Origin of the sequence: Celeribacter baekdonensis (assembly GCF_900102315.1) — a bacterium.
Classification (GTDB): domain Bacteria; phylum Pseudomonadota; class Alphaproteobacteria; order Rhodobacterales; family Rhodobacteraceae; genus Celeribacter; species Celeribacter baekdonensis.
Map to the genome: position 1 here is coordinate 186,102 of NZ_FNBL01000004.1, position 23,662 is coordinate 209,763.

At 55.4% G+C, this 23,662-nt stretch carries 24 protein-coding genes; 8 read left to right on the forward strand and 16 right to left on the reverse strand.

Annotated elements, in window-relative coordinates; genetic code table 11:
• The 3 genes from BLT54_RS09470 to secA all read right to left on the reverse strand — a co-directional run bounded on the left by BLT54_RS09470 (position 1) and on the right by secA (position 5,414).
• Positions 1–1,572 carry a phosphate ABC transporter substrate-binding/OmpA family protein gene (locus BLT54_RS09470; protein ID WP_074644085.1) on the reverse strand — a complete coding sequence of 524 codons (1,572 nt, stop codon included), beginning with the start codon at positions 1,570–1,572 and terminating at the stop codon, positions 1–3.
• A gap of 33 nt (positions 1,573–1,605) precedes the next feature.
• Positions 1,606–2,589, reverse strand: a complete 984-nt coding sequence (locus BLT54_RS09475) for a hypothetical protein (protein ID WP_143026787.1) — start codon at positions 2,587–2,589, stop codon at positions 1,606–1,608.
• A gap of 122 nt (positions 2,590–2,711) precedes the next feature.
• Positions 2,712–5,414 (reverse strand): preprotein translocase subunit SecA, encoded by a 2,703-nt coding sequence (secA, locus tag BLT54_RS09480; protein WP_074644093.1) that lies wholly within the window; start codon positions 5,412–5,414, stop codon positions 2,712–2,714.
• 179 nt (positions 5,415–5,593) lie between these two features.
• Between secA and BLT54_RS09485 the strand changes: the two genes are divergently transcribed.
• From BLT54_RS09485 to BLT54_RS22540, 4 genes are all read left to right on the forward strand, one after another.
• Positions 5,594–6,436, forward strand: a complete 843-nt coding sequence (locus tag BLT54_RS09485) for a peptidylprolyl isomerase (protein ID WP_074644097.1) — start codon at positions 5,594–5,596, stop codon at positions 6,434–6,436.
• A gap of 26 nt (positions 6,437–6,462) precedes the next feature.
• Entirely contained in the window at positions 6,463–7,710 is a 1,248-nt protein-coding gene (argJ, locus tag BLT54_RS09490) for a bifunctional glutamate N-acetyltransferase/amino-acid acetyltransferase ArgJ (protein ID WP_074644101.1), read from the forward strand.
• A complete protein-coding gene (gene mutT / locus BLT54_RS09495) occupies positions 7,707–8,105 on the forward strand; it encodes an 8-oxo-dGTP diphosphatase MutT (protein WP_009570344.1) in 399 nt (132 codons plus the stop codon). Before argJ ends, mutT begins: the two co-directional genes overlap by 4 nt.
• A 156-nt stretch (positions 8,106–8,261) precedes the next feature.
• Positions 8,262–8,402, forward strand: coding sequence for a hypothetical protein (locus BLT54_RS22540; protein ID WP_009570345.1), 141 nt, complete (start codon positions 8,262–8,264; stop codon positions 8,400–8,402).
• Between the two features lie 76 nt (positions 8,403–8,478).
• On the opposite strand, the gene infB is transcribed toward BLT54_RS22540, so the two are convergent.
• The 5 genes from infB to pip all read right to left on the reverse strand — a co-directional run bounded on the left by infB (position 8,479) and on the right by pip (position 15,016).
• On the reverse strand, positions 8,479–11,001 hold the full coding sequence (gene infB, locus BLT54_RS09500) for a translation initiation factor IF-2 (RefSeq protein WP_074644104.1): 2,523 nt from the start codon (positions 10,999–11,001) through the stop codon (positions 8,479–8,481).
• Positions 10,998–11,630 (reverse strand): RNA-binding protein, encoded by a 633-nt coding sequence (locus BLT54_RS09505; protein WP_074644107.1) that lies wholly within the window; start codon positions 11,628–11,630, stop codon positions 10,998–11,000. Before BLT54_RS09505 ends, infB begins: the two co-directional genes overlap by 4 nt.
• Positions 11,631–11,656: 26 nt before the next feature.
• Positions 11,657–13,264, reverse strand: coding sequence for a transcription termination factor NusA (nusA, locus tag BLT54_RS09510; protein WP_074644111.1), 1,608 nt, complete (start codon positions 13,262–13,264; stop codon positions 11,657–11,659).
• A gap of 14 nt (positions 13,265–13,278) precedes the next feature.
• The gene (gene rimP, locus BLT54_RS09515; RefSeq protein ID WP_074644115.1) at positions 13,279–13,866 is read right to left on the reverse strand and encodes a ribosome maturation factor RimP; all 588 of its coding nucleotides are present in this window, start codon (positions 13,864–13,866) and stop codon (positions 13,279–13,281) included.
• Positions 13,867–14,038: 172 nt separating this feature from the next.
• Positions 14,039–15,016, reverse strand: a complete 978-nt coding sequence (gene pip, locus BLT54_RS09520) for a prolyl aminopeptidase (RefSeq protein ID WP_074644118.1) — start codon at positions 15,014–15,016, stop codon at positions 14,039–14,041.
• Positions 15,017–15,085: 69 nt separating this feature from the next.
• Here pip and ubiG point away from each other — a divergent pair, with 69 nt between their 5' ends.
• Entirely contained in the window at positions 15,086–15,832 is a 747-nt protein-coding gene (ubiG, locus tag BLT54_RS09525) for a bifunctional 2-polyprenyl-6-hydroxyphenol methylase/3-demethylubiquinol 3-O-methyltransferase UbiG (protein ID WP_074644121.1), read from the forward strand.
• Between the two features lie 3 nt (positions 15,833–15,835).
• Here the strand turns inward: ubiG and BLT54_RS09530 are convergent, their stop codons facing one another.
• The 4 genes from BLT54_RS09530 to BLT54_RS09545 are packed head-to-tail and all read right to left on the reverse strand — an operon-like array spanning position 15,836 to position 18,128.
• Positions 15,836–16,285, reverse strand: coding sequence for a MarR family winged helix-turn-helix transcriptional regulator (locus BLT54_RS09530; RefSeq protein ID WP_074644124.1), 450 nt, complete (start codon positions 16,283–16,285; stop codon positions 15,836–15,838).
• The gene (locus BLT54_RS09535; RefSeq protein WP_074644481.1) at positions 16,282–17,115 is read right to left on the reverse strand and encodes a carbon-nitrogen hydrolase family protein; all 834 of its coding nucleotides are present in this window, start codon (positions 17,113–17,115) and stop codon (positions 16,282–16,284) included. The genes BLT54_RS09530 and BLT54_RS09535 overlap by 4 nt, the downstream gene beginning before the upstream one ends.
• Before the next feature lie 6 nt (positions 17,116–17,121).
• The gene (gene grxC, locus BLT54_RS09540) at positions 17,122–17,379 is read right to left on the reverse strand and encodes a glutaredoxin 3 (protein WP_074644129.1); all 258 of its coding nucleotides are present in this window, start codon (positions 17,377–17,379) and stop codon (positions 17,122–17,124) included.
• 35 nt (positions 17,380–17,414) lie between these two features.
• Complete coding sequence (locus BLT54_RS09545; RefSeq protein WP_074644133.1) at positions 17,415–18,128, reverse strand: ComF family protein; 714 nt, start codon at positions 18,126–18,128, stop codon at positions 17,415–17,417.
• 62 nt (positions 18,129–18,190) lie between these two features.
• Between BLT54_RS09545 and BLT54_RS09550 the strand changes: the two genes are divergently transcribed.
• Together BLT54_RS09550 and hemH are read left to right on the forward strand one after the other, a co-directional pair.
• Positions 18,191–19,024 carry a methyltransferase domain-containing protein gene (locus BLT54_RS09550; RefSeq protein ID WP_074644136.1) on the forward strand — a complete coding sequence of 278 codons (834 nt, stop codon included), beginning with the start codon at positions 18,191–18,193 and terminating at the stop codon, positions 19,022–19,024.
• A gap of 53 nt (positions 19,025–19,077) precedes the next feature.
• Complete coding sequence (gene hemH, locus BLT54_RS09555) at positions 19,078–20,163, forward strand: ferrochelatase (RefSeq protein ID WP_425429330.1); 1,086 nt, start codon at positions 19,078–19,080, stop codon at positions 20,161–20,163.
• A 95-nt stretch (positions 20,164–20,258) separates the two neighbouring features.
• On the opposite strand, the gene BLT54_RS09560 is transcribed toward hemH, so the two are convergent.
• Both BLT54_RS09560 and BLT54_RS09565 read right to left on the reverse strand, forming a co-directional pair.
• Positions 20,259–20,444 (reverse strand): hypothetical protein, encoded by a 186-nt coding sequence (locus tag BLT54_RS09560; RefSeq protein WP_009570367.1) that lies wholly within the window; start codon positions 20,442–20,444, stop codon positions 20,259–20,261.
• 124 nt (positions 20,445–20,568) lie between these two features.
• A complete protein-coding gene (locus tag BLT54_RS09565; protein WP_074644141.1) occupies positions 20,569–21,162 on the reverse strand; it encodes a L,D-transpeptidase in 594 nt (197 codons plus the stop codon).
• A gap of 166 nt (positions 21,163–21,328) precedes the next feature.
• Between BLT54_RS09565 and dalA the strand changes: the two genes are divergently transcribed.
• Positions 21,329–21,862: a divisome-associated lipoprotein DalA gene (dalA, locus tag BLT54_RS09570; RefSeq protein ID WP_074644144.1), complete on the forward strand. Its 534-nt coding sequence runs from the start codon at positions 21,329–21,331 to the stop codon at positions 21,860–21,862.
• A gap of 10 nt (positions 21,863–21,872) precedes the next feature.
• On the opposite strand, the gene BLT54_RS09575 is transcribed toward dalA, so the two are convergent.
• Entirely contained in the window at positions 21,873–22,373 is a 501-nt protein-coding gene (locus BLT54_RS09575) for a L,D-transpeptidase family protein (RefSeq protein ID WP_074644147.1), read from the reverse strand.
• Positions 22,374–22,443: 70 nt separating this feature from the next.
• A complete protein-coding gene (locus BLT54_RS09580) occupies positions 22,444–23,661 on the reverse strand; it encodes a class I SAM-dependent RNA methyltransferase (RefSeq protein ID WP_074644149.1) in 1,218 nt (405 codons plus the stop codon).
• Position 23,662 lies beyond the last annotated feature (1 nt).

Genomic DNA, 23,662 nt, shown 5'->3' on the forward strand with positions numbered 1-23,662 from the left:
TTAGTTTAATTCTCTGAGCCAAATTTCCACCCGACGATTTAGCGACCGACCCCAAGCAACGTCATCGCAGGCAAGCGGCATGACTTCGCCATAGCCTTGGACGCTCAATTGTAGCCGATCTGGTTCAAAGGCTTCCCCAAGCGCACGGCGCACGGCCAACAGCACAGCATTGGCCCGCCGCTCCGAGAGTGCGCGGTTGACTGGCGCGGCACCTTCGCCGTCGGAAAATCCCGCAAACATCAATTCTTTGCCGTCATAGACCCCCGCTTCAATCAGTTCCGCAAGCAAATGCACGTTGGACCGCGATTGCGCATCAAGACCGATGGCACCCCCTTCAAAGCGAAACCCCAAAGTCAGCCGCTTGGCCCCCTGCAGGGCCGCGGTCACATCTTGGAGATCATCAAGCGAGATTTCATCACCGGCATGGGTGATTGCATTGGCAAATCGGCGGCCCTGATCGCGGAACGACAGGTGGTCCACCCCTTGATCCACAAAAGCCGTGCGTGCAACGACAACCTGCGCTGCGGGCGACACAGAAAACTCAAGAAACTCTCGCGCCAATTTCGGCAAACGCCGCGCGGGTGTGTAGAGAAAGACGGGACGGGTCAGCGGATAGTCTTCGGTTTTGATGTCCGGCGCGATGGCTTGCGCTTCAAATCCACAAGCCCCCGTCAGCCCAAGCGGTTTGACCGACCCACCTGCCGACATTCGCCCCAATCCGATGGCATATGGGTCATGCTCAACCGCAGCACTCAACGCCGCGTAGCTGTCATGTATGGCCAACTCGTCTGTCGCAGACGTCCCTTTGGCAAGAATCATGCGGCGAAATTCGCTGCCCTCTCGCAAATCGTCGCGCATCACATGGCGCGACACGGGAGCATCAGCGCCGCCAACTTCGCTCCAATTTGTGACCGACCCAGTATAAATATTGGACAGATCGGTGAGCGACAGCCCCTCAAGCAAGTTTGAACGTGACACGACAGGCACCAAAGCATCCAAACCAATCACGCGCGCGCGCAGGGGATCGGACAGATCGCCAACACCCGCCTCCTGCGCCAACGATCGCTCCATGGGAGACACTTTGCGCAACGACACAACAACATCGGTATTCTCGGAAACGAGATCCGCGAAACCTTCACCGCTTGAGGTCGGTGCGATCAAAAATTCGCCAGCGACCAGTTTGCTCTCAGCGTCCAAAAGCAAAAGCGCCGTTTGACCATCGACCCCCGGCTCTTCCTCGACCACATAGCCATTGCGCAGGGCGAAAGCCGTAATCAAAGCAGGGACCAGGTCCGACATACCGGTGGGATCGCCAGACAGACGAATTTGGGCATAATACCCATCAAGTTCGGGACAGCCCGGCCCCTCACATTGCACGCCTGTACCGTCGACGGTCAGAACACCCAGATCCGTATCGACGCGGTAGAATTCCCCATCGAAACTCAGAAACGTGCCTGAGATTGAAATTGCCCCATCGCGTGACAGAAGGTTTACGTCTTGGGCTTGCACCATGAGAGGCAAGAACAAGGAAAGGGTCAATGCGACGATTTTCGCCGCACTTTGACTGGACATGAGCGCTTAGCCTCGCATGAAAACCGGGGGCAATCAGTTGCTGGCGATTTTCAACTCTGGGATGATATTTTTCAACTGGATAAAGTCGCCAATCGCATGACAATCCGGCATATCGACAAAAAAGCTCTGGCCTTTCGTTGGGGCGAAGGGCGCAATCTCAAATATCTTACCACCAATTTGGCGACCACAGGTGGCTTGTGTCACTTCAGCTTCGACAACCAATGCGACATGGGTCTCGGTTTTCGCCCAATCAACAGGAAAAGAATAGATCTGAGAATGGGCAGCCTGTGGCGCAATTTCTGAGCCTAATTCAATCATATAGCCGGAATGAGACGCTCTGGCGCGTGTGGGTTCTGAGGGCGCTTCGCTCCAAATATGACCCACAGTGCCAAACTCGGCTCCGTTTTCAAAAGCGTGCAACTGAAGATGAGCCTCACCAATCCATTGCAAAACGACACGGGAATAGGTGTCGATGGTGAAGACATCCAAACTGGTTTCAACCTGCGCACCGGACGCAAGCGTCGCCTCAAAGCGCGCAGATTTTTCTAAGGCGGGCACAGCAAGAAAGAGGTCGCCACTGGCATCCAGAAGAGCGGAAAACTGTAGACCCGCATGAGTGAAAGTGACGGTTTGATCCGCAGCGCAGGGGGCGGCGATAGTGAGCCCAACCATCGCATCAGCCATTGAAACGGCCTTTAAGCTGACGGGGCACATACTGTCGTCCGAGGCCTGCAAAGCATCAGAGATCGCAGCAGGGGACAGGTGATTTTGCTCCAGGGCAGCCACGCGCAGCAGAGGGGATTCTTTTATAAGGGCTGGAGCCTCGACGACGAGCGCCGCGGGAGGAAGCGGTACGCCCGATGCCAAAGACGGTGTTTGCCCAAGGTTCTCATCGGCGGGATCAATGCGCGCTGCAACGGCGCCACCTTGCATGGCATATCCAATCGCAAAAGCGGCGAGCAACGTGCCTACAGCGGTTAAAATTTTACCCTTAGGGAGCATTACATTCTCCACCAAACCCTTGACCATTTGTTAAGGATGTAGTGGAGAAATCTGATTTTTCTGAGGTCGCATTGCGGCAAGAAAAAGCCCGCCTCCGGCGATCGGAAGCGGGCTAAACTGTTGTATAAGTGAGGTATTCAAACAGCGCCGTGGCAGTGTTTGAATTTTTTGCCAGAGCCACAGGGGCAGAGATCATTGCGACCTGGATTGCCCCAGGTTGTCACATCCGCCTCATCAAAACCGGGAGCGGCATCAAGGCTCAAATCAGCGTCTTGATCCGGGGCAACCGGTTGAGCACCCGCCGCCGCAGCGGCTTGCTGTTCCATAAGTTGCTGCAACATCGCGTTGCGCTCTTCTTCGGTCATCGGGCGTACACGCGACAGTTTTTGGGTCACTTCCGTGCGCAAGCTGTCGAGCATGGTTTCAAAAAGCTGGAAGCTTTCGTTTTTATACTCGTTGAGCGGGTCACGCTGTGCATAGCCACGAAAGCCAACAACAGAGCGCAGATGTTCGAGCGTCATAAGATGCTCGCGCCATTTGGTGTCGATGGTGTTCAGCAGGAATTGCTTTTCGATCTGACGCATTTGGTCGTCGCCAAAGGCCGCCGCTTTTTCCGCCATCATCGCATCGGACTGTTCGGCAATGCGATCAATGATTGCCTCATCATCGACGCCCTCTTCGTCCGCCCAATCTTGCACCGGGAGGCCCATGTTGAGGGTCTCAACAATAGACTCTTGCAGTTTTGGAACATCCCATTGATCGGGATAGGATTTCGGCGGAATGGCCTCTGCGACCAGTTCTTCGATCACCTCATGGCGCATATCGGCCACGATCTCGTTCACGTCGGCGGCTTCCATGATGCCACGGCGCTGGGAAAACACCACCTTGCGCTGATCGTTCATCACGTCGTCGAATTTCAAAAGCTGTTTGCGAATGTCAAAGTTACGGCCTTCGACCTTCGCCTGTGCTTTGGCGAGGGATTTGTTGACCCAAGGGTGCACAATCGCCTCACCCTCTTTCATCCCCAAAGACGACAGCATTTTGTCGAGACGATCAGAGCCGAAAATCCGCATCAGGTCATCTTCGAGCGACAAGAAAAACAGCGAACGACCCGGATCGCCCTGACGGCCAGAACGGCCACGGAGCTGATTGTCGATACGGCGGCTTTCGTGACGCTCGGTGGCCAAAACATAAAGCCCGCCCGCCTCAAGCACGCGCTGCTCTTCGGCGGCATGTTCGGCCTCGATTTGCGCGCGGATGGTGTCGGGATGGGCGTCTGGATTGGCGGCAAGCGCCTCCATCACCTTCATCTCAACATTGCCGCCGAGTTTGATGTCGGTGCCGCGCCCGGCCATGTTGGTCGCGATGGTCACCGCGCCGTATTTGCCAGCGTCCCCCACGATCTGTGCTTCTTGCTCGTGATGACGGGCGTTCAACACATTGTGGACAATACCTTCTTTGGTCAAAAGTTTTGACAGATCCTCAGACTTATCAATCGAGGTGGTGCCAACAAGAACCGGCTGACCTTTTTCATGCGCTTCGCGGATGGAGTCGACCACGGCGGCCAGTTTTTCCGCCTCCGTGCGATAGACCCGATCATGCTCGTCGAGACGTTGAATCGGACGGTTGGTCGGCACTTCGACCACCCCAAGTTTGTAAATCTCCATGAACTCTTCGGCCTCGGTGACCGCTGTCCCGGTCATGCCGGAGAGTTTGTTATACAGACGGAAATAGTTTTGGAACGTCACCGATGCCATGGTGATGTTCTCGGGTTTGATCTCGACACCCTCTTTCGCTTCGATCGCCTGATGCAGACCCTCCGACAGACGACGGCCCGACATCATACGTCCGGTGAATTCGTCGATCAACGCGACCTCACCGTTGCGCACAATGTAGTGAACACCGTTCTGAAACAGCTTATGCGCCCGCAAACCTTGGTTCACATGGTGCACGATGGTGGTGCTTTCGGGATCGTAAAGCGTCTGACCCTCGGCCAAAAGACCCGCCTGATGCAGGCGCTGTTCAAGGAATTCGTTGCCCTCTTCGGTAAAGGTCACCTGACGGGTTTTCTCATCAAGCTCGAAATGCGCGTCGGTCAATTCCGGGATCAATGTGTCGATGGTCAGGTACAGCTCAGACCGGTCATCGGAAGGACCGGAAATGATCAAAGGCGTGCGCGCCTCGTCGATCAGGATCGAGTCGACCTCATCGACGATGGCAAAATGATGCCCGCGCTGAACCATTTCACCCAGTTCGGATTTCATATTGTCGCGCAGGTAATCAAACCCAAGCTCGTTGTTCGTGGCATAGGTCACGTCACAGGCATAAGCCGCGCGTTTCTCGTCTTCGGGCTGCTGACTATAGATCGAGGCACAGGTCATCCCCAGCGCTTCAAACACATTCGCCATCCATTCAGAATCGCGTTTGGCCAAGTATTCGTTGACGGTCACGACGTGAACGCCCTGACCGGACAGCGCATTGAGATAACAGGGGAAAGTCGCCACAAGGGTCTTGCCCTCACCGGTTTTCATCTCGGCAATGTTGCCTTCATGGAGGAAAATTCCGCCCATCAACTGCGTGTCAAAGGCGCGTAGGCCAAGCGCGCGGCGCGCCGCTTCGCGACAGTTGGCAAAGGCCTCCGGCAAAAGCGCATCAAGGCTTTCACCTTCCGCCACCCGCTTTCTAAATTCTTCGGTTTTTGCGATCAAACCAGCGTCATCAAGCTTTTCAAACTCTGGTTCCAGCGCGTTGATTTTAGCCACGAGAGGGCGGGTCGCCTTGATCTTGCGATCGTTAGGGGTCCCAAAAACCTTTTTCGCGAGTGTACCGATGCCCAGCATATTCTCTCCGCTCAATGCGTCCTGACAGGATCGTGTGAGAGGAGGGATTGCCCCAGTGCCATTCACCCCATAGAAACAGGCGGAAGGCTCCTCTTCAGTGACCTAAGGCGATGTAAGGGGCCACATCAACAGTGTCAACGTCGCGCCCCGATATGGGGACGACAGGAAGGATTTTCTCGATGAAATACCGCATTTCTGGGGCCGCAGCTCTCATTTCCGCCGCGTTTTTTGCCATGAGTCCGCTTCATGCCGAAGATGTGACCGCTCAAACTGTGGTCGCAACAATCAACGGCACACAGATCACCGTTGGTCATCTCATCGCTGCACGCCAAAGTCTTCCCCCGCAATATCAAAGCTTGACCGACGAACAGCTTTACGACGGAATCCTCAATCAGATCGTCCAGCAGGAGATTCTCAAACAATCCGCAGGCGAGATTGGTGAGGCCCTGAAATACCAGATCGAGAATGAAGAACGCGTCGTGATTGCCGGTTCCATGCTTGAAACCATCGCCAAAGAGGCGGTGAATGACGCCGCCCTCAAAGCCGCCTATGACGCCAAATTCGCCGAATTTGAGCCAGGCCGTGAATACCACGCCGCGCATATTTTGGTGGAAACCGAAGATGAGGCAAAAGCGCTTATTGCCGATCTGGAGGCTGGTGCAGATTTTGCCGATCTCGCACGCGAAAAATCGACGGGTCCGTCGGGTCCGAACGGCGGCGATCTTGGCTGGTTTGGCCTTGGCATGATGGTGCCCGAATTTGAACAGGTCGTCGTTGGCATGGAAGAAGGCACTGTCTCCGCGCCCGTCCAGACCCAATTTGGCTGGCATGTGATCAAACTGATGGAAACGCGCCTGTCCGAGGTGCCGCCTCTGGCCGACGTACAGGATGAATTGGCCGCAGAAATCCAAGACAAAGCCATTCAGGACAAAATCGCCTCCCTCGAATCGGATGGCGCAGTTGAGCGTGTTGACGGCATTGATCCCTCCGTGTTGCGGATGGATGATTTGCTCGCCAACTAAGATCGTTTGTAGCAAGGACGCCGACCATGGCCAAAATCGAACATGTTTCCCCGCTCGCGCCCAAATCGGGCTTTCCCGAGTTACCCGTCATCAACGGCGTGCGTTTTGCCGCCTTGGAGGCGGGCGTGCGCTACACCGGCCGCGTTGACGTGATGCTGGCGGAACTGTGCGACGGAACGGCCATGGCCGGCGTTTTCACCCGCTCCTCAACACGTTCCGCTGCCGTGCTGGACTGTCAGGACAAGATCGGCCTCGATGGTTCGGGCAAAGCCGCGATTTTGGTCAACTCTGGCAATTCCAATGCCTTCACCGGAAAAAACGGCATGGATGCGGTGCAAAAGATCACCAAAGCGGTGGCAGACACCATGGGCATTGATCAAACCCGCGTCTTCACCTCCTCCACCGGCGTCATCGGCGAGCCCCTGAAATGGGAGCGGATCACCGCCAAAATCGCCGATCTTGAGGCCGCGTTGGACGAGGCCGGGATCAGCACAGCCGCCCGCGCGATCATGACCACGGACACCTTTGCCAAAGGCGCCACACAGACGGTTCAGCTTGACGGCGCGACCGTCAAAATCGCCGGGATCGCCAAAGGCTCCGGCATGATTGCACCCGATATGGCGACGATGCTGTCCTATATCTTCACCGACGCAAACATCTCCCGCGATGTGCTGCAACAATGTATCTGGCTCGACAATGCCAAGACCTTTAACTGCGTCACGGTGGATGGCGACACGTCGACCTCCGACACAGTCCTTGTGGCCGCAACTGGCAAGGCGGATATGGCACCGATCACCGATTTCGCTGATCCGCGTGTTCATGCCTTCCGCGAAGGGCTTCATACGGTGATGAAAGACCTCGCCATTCAAATCGCCCGCGACGGCGAAGGCGCGACCAAACTGATCGAAGTTCAGGTCACTGGCGCAAATGCCAATGGTCCGGCGCATCGTGTCGCGATGTCGATTGCCAATTCTCCTTTGGTAAAAACCGCTGTGGCCGGCCAAGATCCGAACTGGGGTCGCATTGTCATGGCTGTCGGTAAATCCGGCGAACGGGCCGAGCGGGATCGTCTCAAGATTTGGTTTGGCGACATTCTTGTGGCCGAAGATGGCTGGGTCTCGCCCTCCTATTCCGAAGAGGCGGGCGCGGCCTATATGAAGAACGACGAGATTGTGATCCGTGTCGATCTTGGCCTCGACAATGGCACGGCCACCGTATGGTCTTGCGATTTGACCCACGGCTACATCACCATCAACGCAGATTATCGCTCGTGAAACTGGTTTTCGTTTCAGCAGTTGCCTTGATCGACGTCGAGGGGCGCGTGCTTTTGGCACAGCGCCCCGAAGGCAAATCCATGGCGGGTCTTTGGGAGTTTCCCGGTGGCAAAGTTGAGCCCGGCGAAACGCCCGAAGCCGCGCTTGTGCGTGAGTTGCATGAGGAACTTGGTATTGAGACGTGGAACTCCTGCCTCGCTCCATTGACCTTTGCGTCGCATAGCTACGACGACTTTCACCTGATGATGCCGCTGTTTGCCTGTCGCAAATGGAACGGCATTCCCCATCCGCGTGAGGGGCAGGTGCTGAAATGGGTCAAGGTCTCTGAATTGCGTGACTACCCAATGCCCCCGGCAGACATCCCACTGATTCCCATGCTTCGCGACCTTTTGTGAAATGCTGCAAAGCAGAAACGGAATATTCTGTGGTTTATGTCTTCATTTGCATAACATTTGTGCTCAAATGACAGATTTGTCTTAAATTTGTGAATGATTTTTAAATATTTGTAGGCTAGTTTGTTCCTAACGTCATTTCAGTTGGGGGCAAACAAGATGATGCGTTCTATCTCTGTCGGGAAATACATTTCCGTCCAAGGTCTGTTTGTTGGTGAAACCGCCGATGGCAACATCCAGGTTCGCGTTGGTGATAAAACCTTTGAGGGCAAACCCGTTTCCGTCAAAAAAGTCGCCTGATTTATAAATCAGCGTGCAGAATAAAGAAAAGGCGAGCCGTTTGGCTCGCCTTTTTGTTTTGATATGTTGGCCGAAGTTACTCGAGATTTCGCTGAATTTCTTCGCGTTCAAAAATCTCGATGACATCATTCGGACGGATGTCTTCGTAATTCTCAAAAGCCATACCACATTCTTGACCGGACTGGACCTCTTTGACCTCATCCTTGAAGCGCTTGAGCGTCTTGAGCGTCCCTTCGTGCATGACAACATCATCACGCAGCAAACGCACACCCGCAGAGCGACGCGCAACGCCTTCGGTGACAAGACACCCTGCAACTTTACCGACACCAGAGACCTTAAAGACCTCTTTGATCTGGGCGTAGCCAATAAAGTTCTCGCGAATCTCAGCAGAAAGAAGGCCAGAGGCCGCCGCTTTCACATCATCCACAAGATCGTAAATCACCGAATAATACCGGATTTCCACACCTTTTTGGTTGGCGGAATTGCGTGCCGGAGCATTCGCACGGACGTTAAAGCCAATGACCGGGGCACCAGATGCCTCAGCAAGGCCGATGTCGGATTCGGTGATCGCACCCACGCCGTAGTGTAGAACGCGCACACGCACCTCGTCGTTGCCGATTTTTTCCATCGCCTGAACGATTGCTTCGGCCGAACCCTGCACATCCGCTTTGACCAAGATTGGCAATTCGGACACGGTTTCATCGGCTTTCGCTTTCGCCAAAAGCTGATCCAACGTTGTCGCAGCACCCGCCGCAGCACGTTTGTTTTTGGCCGCATGTTCGCGATATTCTGCGATTTCACGCGCCTGTGCTTCGGTGTCGACCACGTTCAAGACGTCACCCGCCTCGGGCGTGCCGTTCAGACCAAGCACCTCAACTGGAACAGACGGACCAGCCTCATCCACACGCTCGCCTTTGTCGTTTACAAGCGCGCGGACTTTACCCCATTGCTCGCCCACAACAAAAATGTCGCCGCGTTTCAGAGTGCCTTTTTGCACAAGCACCGTCGCCACCGGACCACGGCCCACATCAAGCTGCGCCTCAATCACAGCACCTTCGGCGGCGCGATCAGGGTTGGCTTTCAGTTCAAGGATCTCAGCCTGAAGCGCGATGGCTTCGAGGAGTTGATCAAGCCCTTTGCCAGTTTTCGCGGAAACTTCCACATCCTGCACGTCGCCGGACATGGCTTCGACAACAACTTCGTGCTGCAAAAGCGCGGTCCGAACCCGGTTCGGATCGGCACCCGGTTTGTCGCATTTGTTGATCGCGATGATCATCGGCACACCCGCCGCCTTGGCGTGATTGATGGCTTCGATCGTTTGCGGCATGACCGAGTCGTCCGCAGCCACAACCAGAATGACGATATCCGTCACCTGCGCACCACGGGCACGCATCGAGGTAAAGGCCGCGTGACCTGGCGTGTCGAGGAAGCTGAGAACAGCGCCCGAATCGGTGGTCACCTGATAGGCACCGATGTGTTGGGTGATGCCACCCGCCTCACCAGAAGTCACATTCGCATGGCGGATCGCATCAAGCAGGGAGGTTTTCCCGTGGTCAACATGCCCCATGATGGTGACAACCGGCGGACGCGGTTTGAGATCTTCGGGTTTTTCTTCAACCTGTTGGATCACATCCTCAACGTCAGCATCGGACACGCGCAAAATACGGTGACCAAATTCTTCGACAATCAATTCGGCTGTATCAGCATCAATCGATTGGTTCTGTGTGACCATCATGCCCATGTTCATGAGCGATTTGACCACATCAGCCACACGTTCGGCCATACGGTTGGCAAGCTCGGACACCACAATGGCTTCCGGGACACGCACATCGCGCACAACCTTTTCACGCTGCTCGTTGCCCATAGCCTTCTGACGCATACGCTCTTGTTTGCGCTTCATCGACGCCATGGAGCGATGACGATTGCCTTCGCCGCCCGTCAACGCTTGGTTCACGGTCAGTTTGCCAGAGCGACGGTTGTCCGCCACTTTGTTGCGGTTGTTGCGATCTGTCTCTTCACGCTCACGCGCGCGCGGCGCTGGCGTGACCGGGCGTCCGCCACGGTCCATTTGCTTTTGCAAAGCAACCTGAGCCGCAGCCGGGTCATCATCAACCTTGGGCGCAGCCACAGCGGCCGGCTTTTTCGCCTGAACCTCGCGCTTCTTGGCGTCTTCCGCCTCTTTCTTGGCCCGAGCTTCTTCTTCTTCCTTGGCTTTGAGCGCGGCTTCGCGCTCCGCTTCTTCGCGTGCCTTTTCTTCAATCTCACGGCGGCGGCGCTCGCGCTCTTCTTCGCGCGCCTTCTCTTCTTCCGCACGGTTTTTAGCATCCTGAACTTCGGCAGATTTTGCCGCAGCCAGTGCCTTCATCCGGCGTTCCATTTCCGCATCGGAAATGCCCGCAGGACGTTTTGATGGGTCCCCATAGTGGGCTTTTCCGGCACCCGACGCAGACGGTTTCGCGGACCCGGCTTTGGGTACCACGACTCGTTTACGCTTGGTCTCGACCACAACACTCTTCGTGCGCCCGTGGGAAAAGCTCTGTTTCACCGATCCGGGGCCGCCCCGAAGGCCGAGGGGTTTCTTGCCGTCTGTATCGCTCATTTCGTCGTCTTACCCTTCCCGGCGGAGCCCTCTCCACCGATTGTCTCGCGCACGCCCATCAGGCGTGTGGCTTCCTCTACAACACGTTTGCTGAGTCCGCCACCTGCGAGCGCGCCATGTATCACACTTTCGCGTCCAAAAGCCAAACCCAATTCGGAACTCGTCAGATGACCGAACCAACGGCCTCCCTCCGGCGTCCAAAGTTTGCCTTTGCCACGTTCTGATCCGTCAGAGGCCTGAAGCAAAATTTTTGCCCGCCCATCTGCCAACCAGCCCTTAACTTTTTCAAACCCACACACGGCATCTCCGGCTTTACGGGCCAAGGAGATTAAATGCACAACGCGGTCCGTCAAACCCACCTCAAGCAGGTCGACAAACCCGTCCGGGATCGTCAAATCCATTCGCGCCGCCTTGGAAAAGAGACGCTTTTTGAGCGCCTCTTCCAAAACATCGCGCTCTGCCGAGACATAAATCCCGCGACCGGGAAGTTTCTCTGACAGATCCGGAACGAGAAGCCCGTCCGGGCTAACAACAAACCGGATGAGACCACGCTTCGGCTGCGCTTCGCGCGTCACAATGCAACTGCGCTCGCTCTCATCCCGGTTTTTCGTTTGCCCACCTCGGGTCATATAGCACCTCGTCGCAAAGCCTCAAATCAGGCTTCGCTTTCCTCTTCGACTTCACCGTCCTCATCGGACACAAGATCGGACGGATCCACCCAGCCAAGCTGAATACGCGCCGTCATCACCAGTTTTTGTGCTTCTTCCAGGGACATGTCGAACTTTTCAAGGACACCGTCGTCCTTGACGCGCTCGCCATTGACTGTGGTCCAGCCACCGGCCAATTCCCAATCGGCACAGGTCGCGAAATCTTCGACGGATTTCACACCGTCTTCGGCCAATGCTTCAATCATTTGGGGTGTCAGGCCTTCGAATTCAATAAGGCTGTCTTCGACACCCAATTCGCGGGCATGCTCAAGCGCCTTACGATTGGCAGCCTCCAACACGTCACGGGCACGGGCCTGAAGTTCAGACGCCGTATCTGTGTCCACACCGTCGATGACCAAAAGCTCATCCACATCAACATAGGCCACTTCTTCAAGGTTGGTGAACCCTTCGGAGACCAGAAGCTGGGCAAAGAACTCGTCAAGATCGAGGTTGTCCATGAACAGTTTGGTGCGTTCGGCAAACTCAGCCTGACGACGCTGAGATTCCTCAGCTTCGGTCAGAATGTCGATGTCCAAGCCGGTCAACTGCGACGCAAGACGCACGTTTTGACCGCGGCGACCGATAGCGAGCGACAACTGCTCATCCGGCACAACAACTTCGATTTTGCCAGCGTCTTCGTCGAGCACAACTTTCGTCACCTCGGCGGGCTGAAGCGCGTTGACCAAGAAGGTCGGCGCATCTTCGTTCCACGGGATGATGTCGATTTTCTCGCCCTGAAGCTCGTTCACCACGGCCTGAACACGCGAACCGCGCATACCGACACAGGCACCGACCGGGTCAATCGAGCTGTCATAGGAAATCACAGCAATCTTGGCGCGCGAACCCGGATCACGGGCCACAGCTTTGATCTCGATGATGCCGTCATAGATTTCCGGCACTTCCATTTTGAACAGTTCGGACATGAATTCCGGCGCGGTGCGGGACAGGAACACCTGCGGCCCGCGCGCTTCGCGGCGCACATCTTTGATGAAACACCGGATGCGGTCATTCGGGCGATAGGTTTCGCGGCCAATTTTCTCGTTGCGGCGCAGGATGGCTTCGCCACGACCGACATCGACAATCACATTGCCATATTCTTCGCGTTTCACAACACCGTTGATGATGGTGCCGACGCGGTCTTTGAATTCGTCAAACTGACGATCCCGCTCCGCTTCGCGCACCTTTTGCAAGATGACCTGCTTGGCAGATTGCGCCGCGATCCGGCCAAGCTCCACCGGGGGAACCTCTTCCTTGATCTCGTCGCCGATTTGCGGGTCGGCCATGTATTGTTTGGCCTGCGTGACGGTCATCTCGGATTGGTAATTCTCAAGCTCGTCTTCCTCAACCACAGTGCGCACACGGGTAAAGGTGGCACGGCCAGTCTTGCGGTCAATGGACACGCGAATGTCCATTTCGGAGCCATAACGCGACTTTGCAGCGCGTGCGAGGCTTTCCTCCATCGCTTCAACCACCAATTCGGGGTCGATCATTTTCTCGCGGGCCACGGCCTCGGCGGTTTGCAACAGCTCAAGCTGGTTTGCAGAGGTGATTGCCATATCTCAGTCCTCTCTCAATCCTCTGAAGACCCGTCGTCGGTCTGGATTTCGTCAAAATTTGTTTCGTCAATTGCGCCGGACGCTTTGCGTTGGCGCAACATTTCGCGGATCAGCTCATCGGTCAGCACGAGTTTTGCGTCTGACAGCCAATCAAAATTCAAACCGATGGTGAGCGTCTCACCATTTTCTTCGATCGTCAGGAGAACTTCATCACCCTCAACACCGGCGATCTCTCCTTTGAACCGACGGCGGCCGTCGATCATCTCAGTCGTCTCAATTTTGGCCTCATAGCCTTCAAAAGATGTAAAATCTTTCAGGCGGGTCAAAGGTCGGTCAATGCCGGGACTGGACACTTCAAGCGTGTATTCATCCTCAATTGGGTCTTCGACATCAAGAATAGCAGAAACCGCGGTCGAAATCTGCGCACATTCGTCAACTTCGATCCCACCATCGGGGCGTTCGGCCATAATTTGAAGCGTCTTCGATTTGGTTGACGACATCAAACGCACGCGCACAAGTTCAAATCCCATCCCCTCGATAACCGGGGTGATGATTTCCGCCAAACGGCGGTCAATGGCTGTCTTGGCAATAAGTTCGGACATGTCCGGGCTGCCTCTCAGATACGGGTTCACGGGCCACCCATCGACCAACTCGGTCTCAGGGCACAAAAAAACGGGCGCGCGGCCCGTCGATCTTTCCCGGTGGAGCTTTGGGACCTCCCAACGCGCCGCTGTTGGCAAGTCCTATACGCCGCCACAGGACGCTCTGCAAGCCTTATCGCATCTCCTGCCCGATCCGGTCCATTGTCGACACAAGCGCCTGCGTGATTCCGGGCTCAGACATCGCGTGACCTGCCTGCCCCACCATCATCAACCGCGCCTTGGGCCAAACCTTATGCAACGCATAGGCGGTATGTGGTGGGCAAATCATATCGAATCGCCCCTGAACAATGGTGCCGGGCACATCGGCCATCTTGCCAATCTCACCCAGCAACTGACCATCACGATCAAAAAACGCCTTATGGGTGAAATAGTGGTTCTCCAACCGCGCAAAGGTCCGGGCGTAATCCGGCGCAGGCTCGCCCGCCGCGCCATTCGATCCGATCGACGCCAACGCATTTTCCCAACGCGACCAGATCCGTCCAAAACGCAGCTCTTCTTGGTAATTACCACTGAACAAACGCCGATGATAGGCCGCGATCAAATCATCGTGTTCCTCATCAGGGATCGCATCGCGAAACTCGGCCCAAAGCTCCGGCCAAAACTGTCCCGCCCCGCCCGCATAGAACCAATCCAACTCACTTTGCCGCGCCAAAAACACGCCGCGCAAAACCAGGTGAATGACACGGTCGGGATGGCTTTGAGTATAGGCCACGCCCAATGTCGCCCCCCAACTTCCGCCAAACACAGCCCAACGCTCAATGCCCAATTCGACCCTGATCCGCTCAACATCAGCGACCAGATGCCATGTCGTATTGGCCTCGACGGAGGCAAAGGGCCGCGATTTGCCGCAACCGCGTTGATCAAACAAAATGATGCGAAAAATGGACGGATCGAAATAGCGCCGCATATAAGGGCTACACCCGCCACCCGGACCACCATGAAACACCACCACAGGAATACCCTTCGGATTGCCGCTTTGCTCGACGTAAATCCGATGCCCGTCCCCAACCTCCAACATCCGGTGGTCATAGACCGCGATTTGGGGGTAGAGATAACTATATGCGCTCTTTTGGCCTGAGACCTTATCCATGGGGTTCCTATATAGAGCGATCAATCGGCATAGAAACCGATTTCTAAGTTGAACACGAAGGAGAGGATCATGCAAATGCATCAGTCCACCATTGACCCGCAAGAGGTCGCCAAATTCGAGGCCATGGCCGCCGAATGGTGGGACCCGAATGGTAAGTTTAAACCATTGCATATGCTCAACCCGTGTCGGCTTGATTACATCACCTCGCAAATCGCCGCTGAGTTCGGGCGTGATCTGTCCAGCGAGCGCCCCTTTGAGGGGCTGCGGCTACTGGATATCGGTTGTGGTGGCGGGCTTTTGTCCGAACCTATGGCGCGATTGGGGGCGACGGTTGTGGGCGCCGATGCGGCAGCCGGGAACCTGCCCGTTGCGCGGCTTCATGCGGAAAAATCTGGACTGGTGATCGACTATCGCCACACCACCGCCGAATCATTGGCCAAAGCTGGGGAACAGTTTGACGTGGTTTTGAACATGGAAGTGGTCGAACATGTCTCCGATCCACAGGGCTACATGACCGCGTGTCAGATGTTGCTCAAACCCGGCGGGCTGATGATTGCCTCAACAATCAATCGCAACCCCAAAAGCTATATGATGGCGATTGTTGGCGCCGAAGTGATCATGCGCTGGTTGCCGAAGGGCACGCATGAGTGGAAAAAATTCATCACGCCAGACGAATTGTACGCGCTGATTGAAAAGGCCGGCCTGTCTCCGGTAGATCGCAAAGGCTTTGTCTTCAATCCGGTGCTTTGGACCTGGTCTCTGTCTGCCCGCGATCTGTCGGTGAACTATGTCACGGCATCAACCAAGCCAAGTTAGGGTCTAATTTTCTTCTTCAAGACGAATGCGCATTTCCCGCAAAACGGGAAGTGCGGCCCTGACCCGTTCAGTCCCAATCGCCTCGACAATATCAGACAGGATCGGCGCAATCGCCGCCAAAGCCGCATCCCGAGCCGAGCGACCCGATGGAGAAATCGATACAAATTTGCGGCGCGCGTCGTCCCAATCCGGGCGGATGTGAACATGCCCCGCCCATTCGAGTTTGTTCAATGTGTTGGTCATCGCACCGCGAGTGACGTGAAACGCGCGCGCAAGCTGCGCCGGAGACCTTTCGTCATTGGCACGGGCAAGATGATTAAGCACCGAAAAATGACTGATTTCCATACCTTTGGGCATCGCCTTGGTCAGGCGGTTTCGGGCCAACTGATCCGCCATGAAAATCTCGGAAAACAGCGCCACAGACAGCGAATCATTGTTGGGTGGGCCACTCATTGCGGAACCTCAAAATCACGATCATGGGACAGAGAAGGAATACGCGATCTGGCACGAGCGACGTCGCCCATATCAATGTCAATCACATCCCATCCCGGCTCAACACCGCCATCATAAAGCACCTCACCCCAGGGTGAAACGGCAAGAGAATGACCATAGGTGCGGCGCGTTGACCCCGTGGTTTCAACGTGTTGCCCAGTCTGCGCCGGAGCAAAAACAAAACACCCGGTCTCAATCGCCCGCGCCCTGAGCAAACTCTCCCAATGCGCGGCCCCGGTCACGGCGGAGAAGGCCGCAGGCACGGTGAGGATGTAGGCTCCTGCCTGCGCCAATGAGCGAAACAGATGCGGGAAGCGCAGATCATAACAAATCGCCATGCCGATCTGGCCCAACGCCGTTTTCGCCAAAACCGCCCGATTGCCGGGACGATACCCCGCGGATTCGCGATAGGTCTCCGTTTCGCTGACATCAACGTCAAACATGTGGATTTTATCGTAACGCGCAGCGATTTCGCCCTCTGGTGTGATCAGGAAAGACCGATTGGCAAATCGCCCATCTGGATCATCTGTCTTTAAGGCCAAAGAGCCAATCAAGAGCCAAATCCCATAGGATCTTGCCGTTTCCCGCAGCCCAGCCAATGTTGGGTCTTCAGACTCAGCGCGCAAAACCTCTCGCTGATGCCCGCGCGCACTTGAGACGCAATTGGTGACCTCCGGCGTCATCACAATCTGTGCCCCCGCCTCCGCGGCTTGGGTCACATAGCGTTGTGTGACCGCAAGATTGGCAAGCGGATCGTCAGAGGAATTGAGCGTGATAAGGCCAACGCGGATCATGGATCACTCCGCCAAAATCGGGTCGAGTTTCCCTGCGCGCTCAAGGGCATACAGCTCGTCACAGCCGCCGACATGGGTGTCGCCAATGAAAATCTGCGGCACGGTATGGCGACCATGGGCCTTTTGCATCATCTCAGCGCGACGATTGGGCTCGGCCATCACGTTGATGTCGGTGTAGGTGACCCCTTTGCTGTCAAGCAGGCGCTTGGCGGCGATGCAATAAGGACAAATCGGGGTGGTGTAGAGCGTGACAGGTTGCATGGGAAATCCTTTGGTCTTTCGGCGACTATAAGGATTTAGACCTCTCTGGCAACGCGGGCCAGTACCGCAATTGAAACATGGGACGCACCGGCCTCAAGACAGGTGCGCGCGCATTGCGCCAAAGTCGCACCAGTGGTCATCACATCGTCGATCAAAAGCACATGCCGACCGGCAATCACCTTGGCGCGCTTCGGTGTGACTTTGATCACCCCTGAAACCGTTTCATGGCGTTGATCTGCGGTCATCCCATCCAATTTTCGTGTCGCAACAGGTCGGCGTAATAGGTCAGGACAATAGTCTAACCCATGGAGTTTCGCCACCTGAGCGGCAAGCAACGCGGATTGATTGTACCGCCGCTGAACGATACGCAGCCAGTGGAGAGGCACCGGGGCCACAAGCGTATCCTCACACACCAAAGGCTCTGCCGCCCGCGCCAACCACGCCCCCGCGGAGCGCGCAAGATCGGTGCGGTCGCCATGTTTGAACTTCAAAACCATCGCTCGGCCATTACCCGCATATAGCATCACGGCCCGTCCCCGATCCCAAGGACGCGGATTGGCGCGGCAGTCGTCGCAAAGATCACCCTCTTGCGCCTCACCAATCAAAGGACGCCCGCAGGCATCACAGGGCGGATCGACGATAAAGGGCGTTTGCGACCAACATTTTGGGCACAATCCGCGCGCCACTTCGATCATTTCGTCGCAGGTGAGACATTGTGCCGGGTAGATCAGCTTGGCCAGTGTTTGCATTTCCCCGTCAACTTCCTACATTGCCCGCAGGTTTGAAACATGACCGTAAAGAAAGCACATCCATGTCCGACCCCGTTCCTTTGATCCATCGGGACCACCTGTCTCGATACCGCACCCGTGCTTTGCGCATGGGGGGCGATTTCTTTTTGCATGAAGAGGCCCGCGCTGAGATCGAAGATCGGTTAAGCATGGTTAATAAACCGTTTAAATCGCCGGCGATTGTCACAGGATTTCCCAATCTGTGGTCAAAATGGTTCCCCAATGCGCGCGTCGTTGCCGATGACGATGTGCTCGACTTGGAACAAGGCGCGCATGATTTGGTGATCCACGCCATGTCCCTGCACTGGGCCAATGATCCCGTCGGCCAGCTCATCCAATGCAATCGCGCGCTCAAACCGGATGGCTTGATGATCGCGGCTTTTTTCGGCGACCAAACGCTGCATGAATTGCGCGCCTGTTTGGGACAGGCGGAAACCGCGCTTTTGGGCGGTCTGTCGCCGCGAGTGCTGCCAATGGGAGAACTGCGTGATCTCGGCACGCTGTTGCAACGCGCCTCTTTTGCCCTGCCCGTGGCGGACAAAAGCCCACGCAGTGTGACCTATCCCAATTTGAAAAAACTCGTGACCGATCTGCGCGCCATGGGAGAAAGCAATGCGCTCGGCGCTCGGCGCATGACCGCAAGCCCAAAGACACTTTTTGACCTGACGGAACGTCTCTATCAGACTCATTTTGCGCAAGAGGAGCGCCTTGTGGCGACCTTTGATTTGGTGTTTCTGACGGGTTGGGCCCCGGATGAAAGCCAACCGAAACCATTGATGCCCGGCTCTGCCAAATATCGCCTCTCGGATGCGCTACAAGCACAGGAATTTAAACTTCCGACAGACCCGAGCCCTTGATCCACAGCCCGACCACCCTAAGCCTATATAAAATCAACAATCAGGACAGACACATGGGACTTATGAAGCCAAGCCGGATGAACACGAATGCGGCAGACGCCACATGTCCAATGCACGCGCAAAAAGACCACCCCAAGTTGCCGAAACAGAAAATCGGGGTTTTGCTGTCAAATTTGGGGACGCCCGACGCCACGGATTATTGGTCTATGCGCCGATATTTAAATGAATTTCTCTCGGATCAGCGGGTGATCGACTATCCAAAATGGAAATGGCAACCGATCCTGCAAGGCATCGTTTTGACCTTTAGACCCTCCAAATCCGGTGCGGCCTATCGGTCCATTTGGAACAAAGAGGCCAATGAAAGCCCATTGATGACCATCACCAAAGAGCAAACAGTCGCGATCAAAGCGGCGCTTTCTGAGGAGTTTGGTGACGAGGTGATGGTTGATTTCTGTATGCGTTACGGCAACCCATCCACCAAGTCAAAGGTGCAAAAACTCGTCTCTGAGGGCTGTAGCAAAATCCTGTTTTTCCCGCTCTACCCGCAATATGCCGGGGCAACAGTTGCCACCGCGAATGACGAATTTTTCCGCGCCTTGATGGAAGAAAACTGGCAACCCGCCGCGCGGACCGTACCGCCCTATTTCAACGATCCCGCCTATATTGATGCGCTTGCGCAGTCCGTTGAGCGCGCCTATGCGGCGGCGGCGAAAAAGCCCGACATCCTGATTTGTTCCTATCACGGCCTGCCAGAACGCTACCTGAAAGAGGGGGGCGATCCCTATCATTGTCAGTGCCGGAAAACGACTCGCCTGCTTAAGGAACGCCTCGGCTGGGATGACAAACAGATCATGACGACGTTTCAATCGAAATTCGGTCCCGAAGACTGGCTTCAACCCTATACTGTGGAAGAGGTCGCGCGTCAGGCCGAAGCCGGGAACAAAAGCATCGCCGTCTGTGCCCCTGCGTTTTCCGCCGATTGCATTGAGACGCTTGAGGAAATCAACGAAGAGATCAAAGAAAGCTTTGACCACGCGGGCGGCGAGGATTTCCTCTACATCCCCTGCCTCAACGCCGAGCCTTTGCACATCAAGGCCCTTGTCGATCAAATCCGTAAGAATCTGAGTGGGTGGGTATAGGCGGGCTCATAGAGTCTTGCCTCTGGCCCTATGATCAAAATGAAAAGGGCAGCTCAATGAGCTGCCCTTTAAAATGAGTGACTGTCGAGTGACGATTAGTCAGCAGCAACAGCAGCGGCAACGAGTGCCAAGATCAGCAACGGTACAACGTAACCGCCAGCGGACGAGGAAGAGGTTTCTTCCACGACAACGGGAGCTTCGATAACCGGAGCAGAGTAGCCACCAGCAAAAGCAGCAGAGCCAGCCAAAGCAAAAACGGCAGCAGCAGCGAATTTTTTCATTTTCATTCCTCCATGATCCCTGCATTTGGCAGGTCAGGTTTGTTTCACACTATGCGTAATGCAGATAAACCGAAGAGAAATCAATTTATCCTTTAACGTAGGTCTCATTTCGAACAGAGAATCGTCAAATTAGCAACACTTGCGTTCCCACTTTTGTCAAAGAATACAACTCAGCGATATGCTCATTGTACAAACCGATGCACCCATTGGAGGATCTCCGGCCGATTTTTCGCGTATCGTGGGTTCCGTGGATTCGGTAATATTGCCAAGACAGATAAAGCGCGTGCGTGCCGAGCGGATTGTTTGGACCCGGCTCAACAAACTCCGGCCACTCGGGATTGCGGACTTTCATTGCGGGCGTCGGAGACCAACTTGGCCCCTCGACTTTGCGAATGATTGATGTGCGCCCCCGACGTGTCAGGTCTTCGGTCAAGGGAACTGATGTCGGATAGAGCTTGTAGACCGACTGATCTTCGCTCCAAAAATGCAGCGCCCGCGATGTGGTATCAACAAGGATTGCCCCATTGCTGAGATTGCTGAAATAGGGTTCCCAGTTCAGCGAACGAAAACTTGAGATATTGCGACGCACAACGGTTGAAATGTCGCCCTCGACCTCTGTCGTGTTGTCGGTCTGTGCCAAAGCTGGCAATGCCAAAACCGCTGTAGAGCCCGCAACAAATGCGCGGCGTGAGACCTTGAGGGCCGGAAGTTTACTCATTGAACGAAGCCAGTCATGTATGTGAACGCGTGTACATTGTCTTTATATGGCGCGATTGCCTCAGTCGCAAATCAAACAATCCTTCATAGCGAAAAGTTGCGAACAGGATTTGATCCCGGCAATCAAAGGGTCTAGGTCATCAAGACAAAGTTTTTGGAGTGTCTGAATGTCTCGCATTATTGCTGTCCTTATGATGGCCCTTGTTGGTCTCTCCGCCTGCGACGCGCCGACCGAACGCCTTGGGCCCGATGGCAAACCCTTGCCCCGGCTTTATCGAATCCATGCTCGGGATGAAGCAAAGATTCAATATCACATCCTTGATTCGATCAACGCGCTGCGCGCCGCCGCCGGGACGTCCCCCGTTCAGCTCAACGCCAATTTGAACGCTGCCGCCGCGACCCATTCGCGTGACATGCATGTCCAAAACCGTCCCTGGCATTTCGGCTCTGACGGCTCCTCGCCGCTCGATCGGGTCAACCGCTCCGGCTACACGGGCTTGATGCTTGGTGAAAATATTTCAGAAACCTACGAAACCGAACTTGAAACCCTGTCCGCCTGGATGGAGCAATCCGACACCCGTGATATCATTCTTGATCCGCGCGCGACCGATATCGGCTTTGCTTGGTATCAAGAAGACAATGGAAAACTGTGGTGGACCCTCCTGATCGGAGCCAATCCATCACAATTTTCAGGCCTGTAATTATCTGAAGTTACGGAAAAATATCTACCTGGGTGCCATCTTGCACCATCATGTAGATTTTCTCGATATTGCGATCGGAAACCGAGATACAGCCTGCGGTCCAGTCGCGGCCCTTGCCCCGGTTTTCGCCTGCCCGTCCGTGAATAAAAATATCCCCTCCTGGACGCCGCCCCATCGACGCGGCGTATGCTTCATCTCTTTGGTTCGGGTAAGAAATCCCCAAAGACAGGTGGAAGGCTGAATTCGGGTTGCGCCGATCTATGATATAGCTGCCTTCCGGGGTCTTACTGTCGCCTTCGAATTGCTTGGGTCCAACCGGATTTCCGCCAATTCCAATCCGATATTTTTTAAGCACCTTTGCGCCATGCATGAGGTACATTTTGCGGCGTCCCTTGTAGATCACAATCCGGGTGACTTCAGGCCCGGAATAGGCCCTGAGTTCGCGCGCCAAAACGCCGAATGGCAGCACAATGGCTGCCACAGTTGATGCTAAGAAAGTCCGCCGGTCCATTGGGTCTACTCGTATAGTGTTTTGCGCTGGATACACCGATTTGGGTGATCAGGCCAATGATTTGATTGCTCTAAACCCGCAAGAATCGCGCCGCGATTTCGACATGAGTCGACCAACGAAACTGATCTATCACCTCAATCCAGTCCAAAACAAAGCCCGCCTCGGTCAGTGTTTTCGCATCTCGCGCGAATGTGATCGGGTTGCAAGACACGAAACCAACCGTTTTAAGCGTACTTTTCGCGATCTCATCACATTGCGCGGCTGCACCCGGTCGTGGCGGATCAATGATCGCCGCATCAAACCGATTGAGTTCATCCGCGCGGATCGGCTGACGAAACAAATCACGGGTTTCGACCGTCACGCGTTTGAGACCCTCGGCCTGTCGCCACCCTTTGCTCAACGCGTCAAGCATCTCACTCACGCCTTCCACAGCATGAACCTCAGCTGTCTCCGCACAAGGCAAGGAAAACGTCCCGCAGCCAGCAAAAAGGTCAATGACGCGGCGCGCATCTCCGACAGCGCGGCGCATCGCTTGCACAAGCGTAGCCTCACCCGCTGCGGTTGCCTGAAGAAAGGCGCCGGCGGGCGGCACGACCCGCGCTTTGCCAAAACGCAGATAGGCCGGCGCTTCGCCCGCTACATCTTCGCCATTCCAAGACAGTCGTGAAAATCTCTGATCGCGGACGATTTGGCCAAGATCAATCCTCAGATCCATATCGAGCGGCTTGCCGTTCTCCACGGACACATCAAGACCCGTTTCCGTTGCGATCACCGTCAGGTTCATTTCGCCACGACGCGAGGCACCGAGATGAACCAACTGTTCAAGAGCGCCATAGGCGGACATAATCTCAGGAGTCATCAGGATGCAGTCAGGCACAGGAACCAAACTGTCAGACGCACGGCCATAAAGGCCAACCATGACACTCTTTTTTGTCCGTCGCCCATGAAACACCGCACGCCTGCGGCTGCGGGAGGGCGACGTATGGATCGTCTCTAATCCAGCCAAAATGCCATGATTTTTGAGGGCGGTTGCCACGATTTCACGCTTCCAGTCGGCAACGAATTCGTCTGAGGCGTGTTGAAGCGCGCAACCACCGCACGCCTTGTAATGACGGCAGGCGGGTGTAACCCGTGCCGGAGATGAGGTGATAATCCGACCATGGATCACCCGGTCGTTTTCAACATCACCCTCCACAATCTCACCGGGTAGCGCATTTGGCACAAACACGCCGTCCCCGGTGATCCCGTCGCCTTTATGTCCAAGTCGGACAACCTCGAACTTCGTCATG

Bases quoted from the DNA above. Each gene is read 5' to 3' on its own strand.
- BLT54_RS09470 (WP_074644085.1), bottom strand. From the start codon at position 1,572: ATGTCCAGTCAAAGTGCGGCGAAAATCGTCGCATTGACCCTTTCCTTG.
- secA (WP_074644093.1), bottom strand. From the start codon at position 5,414: ATGCTGGGCATCGGTACACTCGCGAAAAAGGTTTTTGGGACCCCTAAC.
- BLT54_RS09485 (WP_074644097.1), top strand. From the start codon at position 5,594: ATGAAATACCGCATTTCTGGGGCCGCAGCTCTCATTTCCGCCGCGTTT.
- argJ (WP_074644101.1), top strand. From the start codon at position 6,463: ATGGCCAAAATCGAACATGTTTCCCCGCTCGCGCCCAAATCGGGCTTT.
- BLT54_RS22540 (WP_009570345.1), top strand. From the start codon at position 8,262: ATGATGCGTTCTATCTCTGTCGGGAAATACATTTCCGTCCAAGGTCTG.
- infB (WP_074644104.1), bottom strand. From the start codon at position 11,001: ATGAGCGATACAGACGGCAAGAAACCCCTCGGCCTTCGGGGCGGCCCC.
- BLT54_RS09505 (WP_074644107.1), bottom strand. From the start codon at position 11,630: ATGACCCGAGGTGGGCAAACGAAAAACCGGGATGAGAGCGAGCGCAGT.
- nusA (WP_074644111.1), bottom strand. From the start codon at position 13,264: ATGGCAATCACCTCTGCAAACCAGCTTGAGCTGTTGCAAACCGCCGAG.
- rimP (WP_074644115.1), bottom strand. From the start codon at position 13,866: ATGTCCGAACTTATTGCCAAGACAGCCATTGACCGCCGTTTGGCGGAA.
- pip (WP_074644118.1), bottom strand. From the start codon at position 15,016: ATGGATAAGGTCTCAGGCCAAAAGAGCGCATATAGTTATCTCTACCCC.
- ubiG (WP_074644121.1), top strand. From the start codon at position 15,086: ATGCAAATGCATCAGTCCACCATTGACCCGCAAGAGGTCGCCAAATTC.
- BLT54_RS09530 (WP_074644124.1), bottom strand. From the start codon at position 16,285: ATGAGTGGCCCACCCAACAATGATTCGCTGTCTGTGGCGCTGTTTTCC.
- grxC (WP_074644129.1), bottom strand. From the start codon at position 17,379: ATGCAACCTGTCACGCTCTACACCACCCCGATTTGTCCTTATTGCATC.
- BLT54_RS09545 (WP_074644133.1), bottom strand. From the start codon at position 18,128: ATGCAAACACTGGCCAAGCTGATCTACCCGGCACAATGTCTCACCTGC.
- BLT54_RS09550 (WP_074644136.1), top strand. From the start codon at position 18,191: ATGTCCGACCCCGTTCCTTTGATCCATCGGGACCACCTGTCTCGATAC.
- hemH (WP_425429330.1), top strand. From the start codon at position 19,078: ATGGGACTTATGAAGCCAAGCCGGATGAACACGAATGCGGCAGACGCC.
- BLT54_RS09560 (WP_009570367.1), bottom strand. From the start codon at position 20,444: ATGAAAAAATTCGCTGCTGCTGCCGTTTTTGCTTTGGCTGGCTCTGCT.
- BLT54_RS09565 (WP_074644141.1), bottom strand. From the start codon at position 21,162: ATGAGTAAACTTCCGGCCCTCAAGGTCTCACGCCGCGCATTTGTTGCG.
- dalA (WP_074644144.1), top strand. From the start codon at position 21,329: ATGTCTCGCATTATTGCTGTCCTTATGATGGCCCTTGTTGGTCTCTCC.
- BLT54_RS09575 (WP_074644147.1), bottom strand. From the start codon at position 22,373: ATGGACCGGCGGACTTTCTTAGCATCAACTGTGGCAGCCATTGTGCTG.
- BLT54_RS09580 (WP_074644149.1), bottom strand. From the start codon at position 23,661: ATGACGAAGTTCGAGGTTGTCCGACTTGGACATAAAGGCGACGGGATC.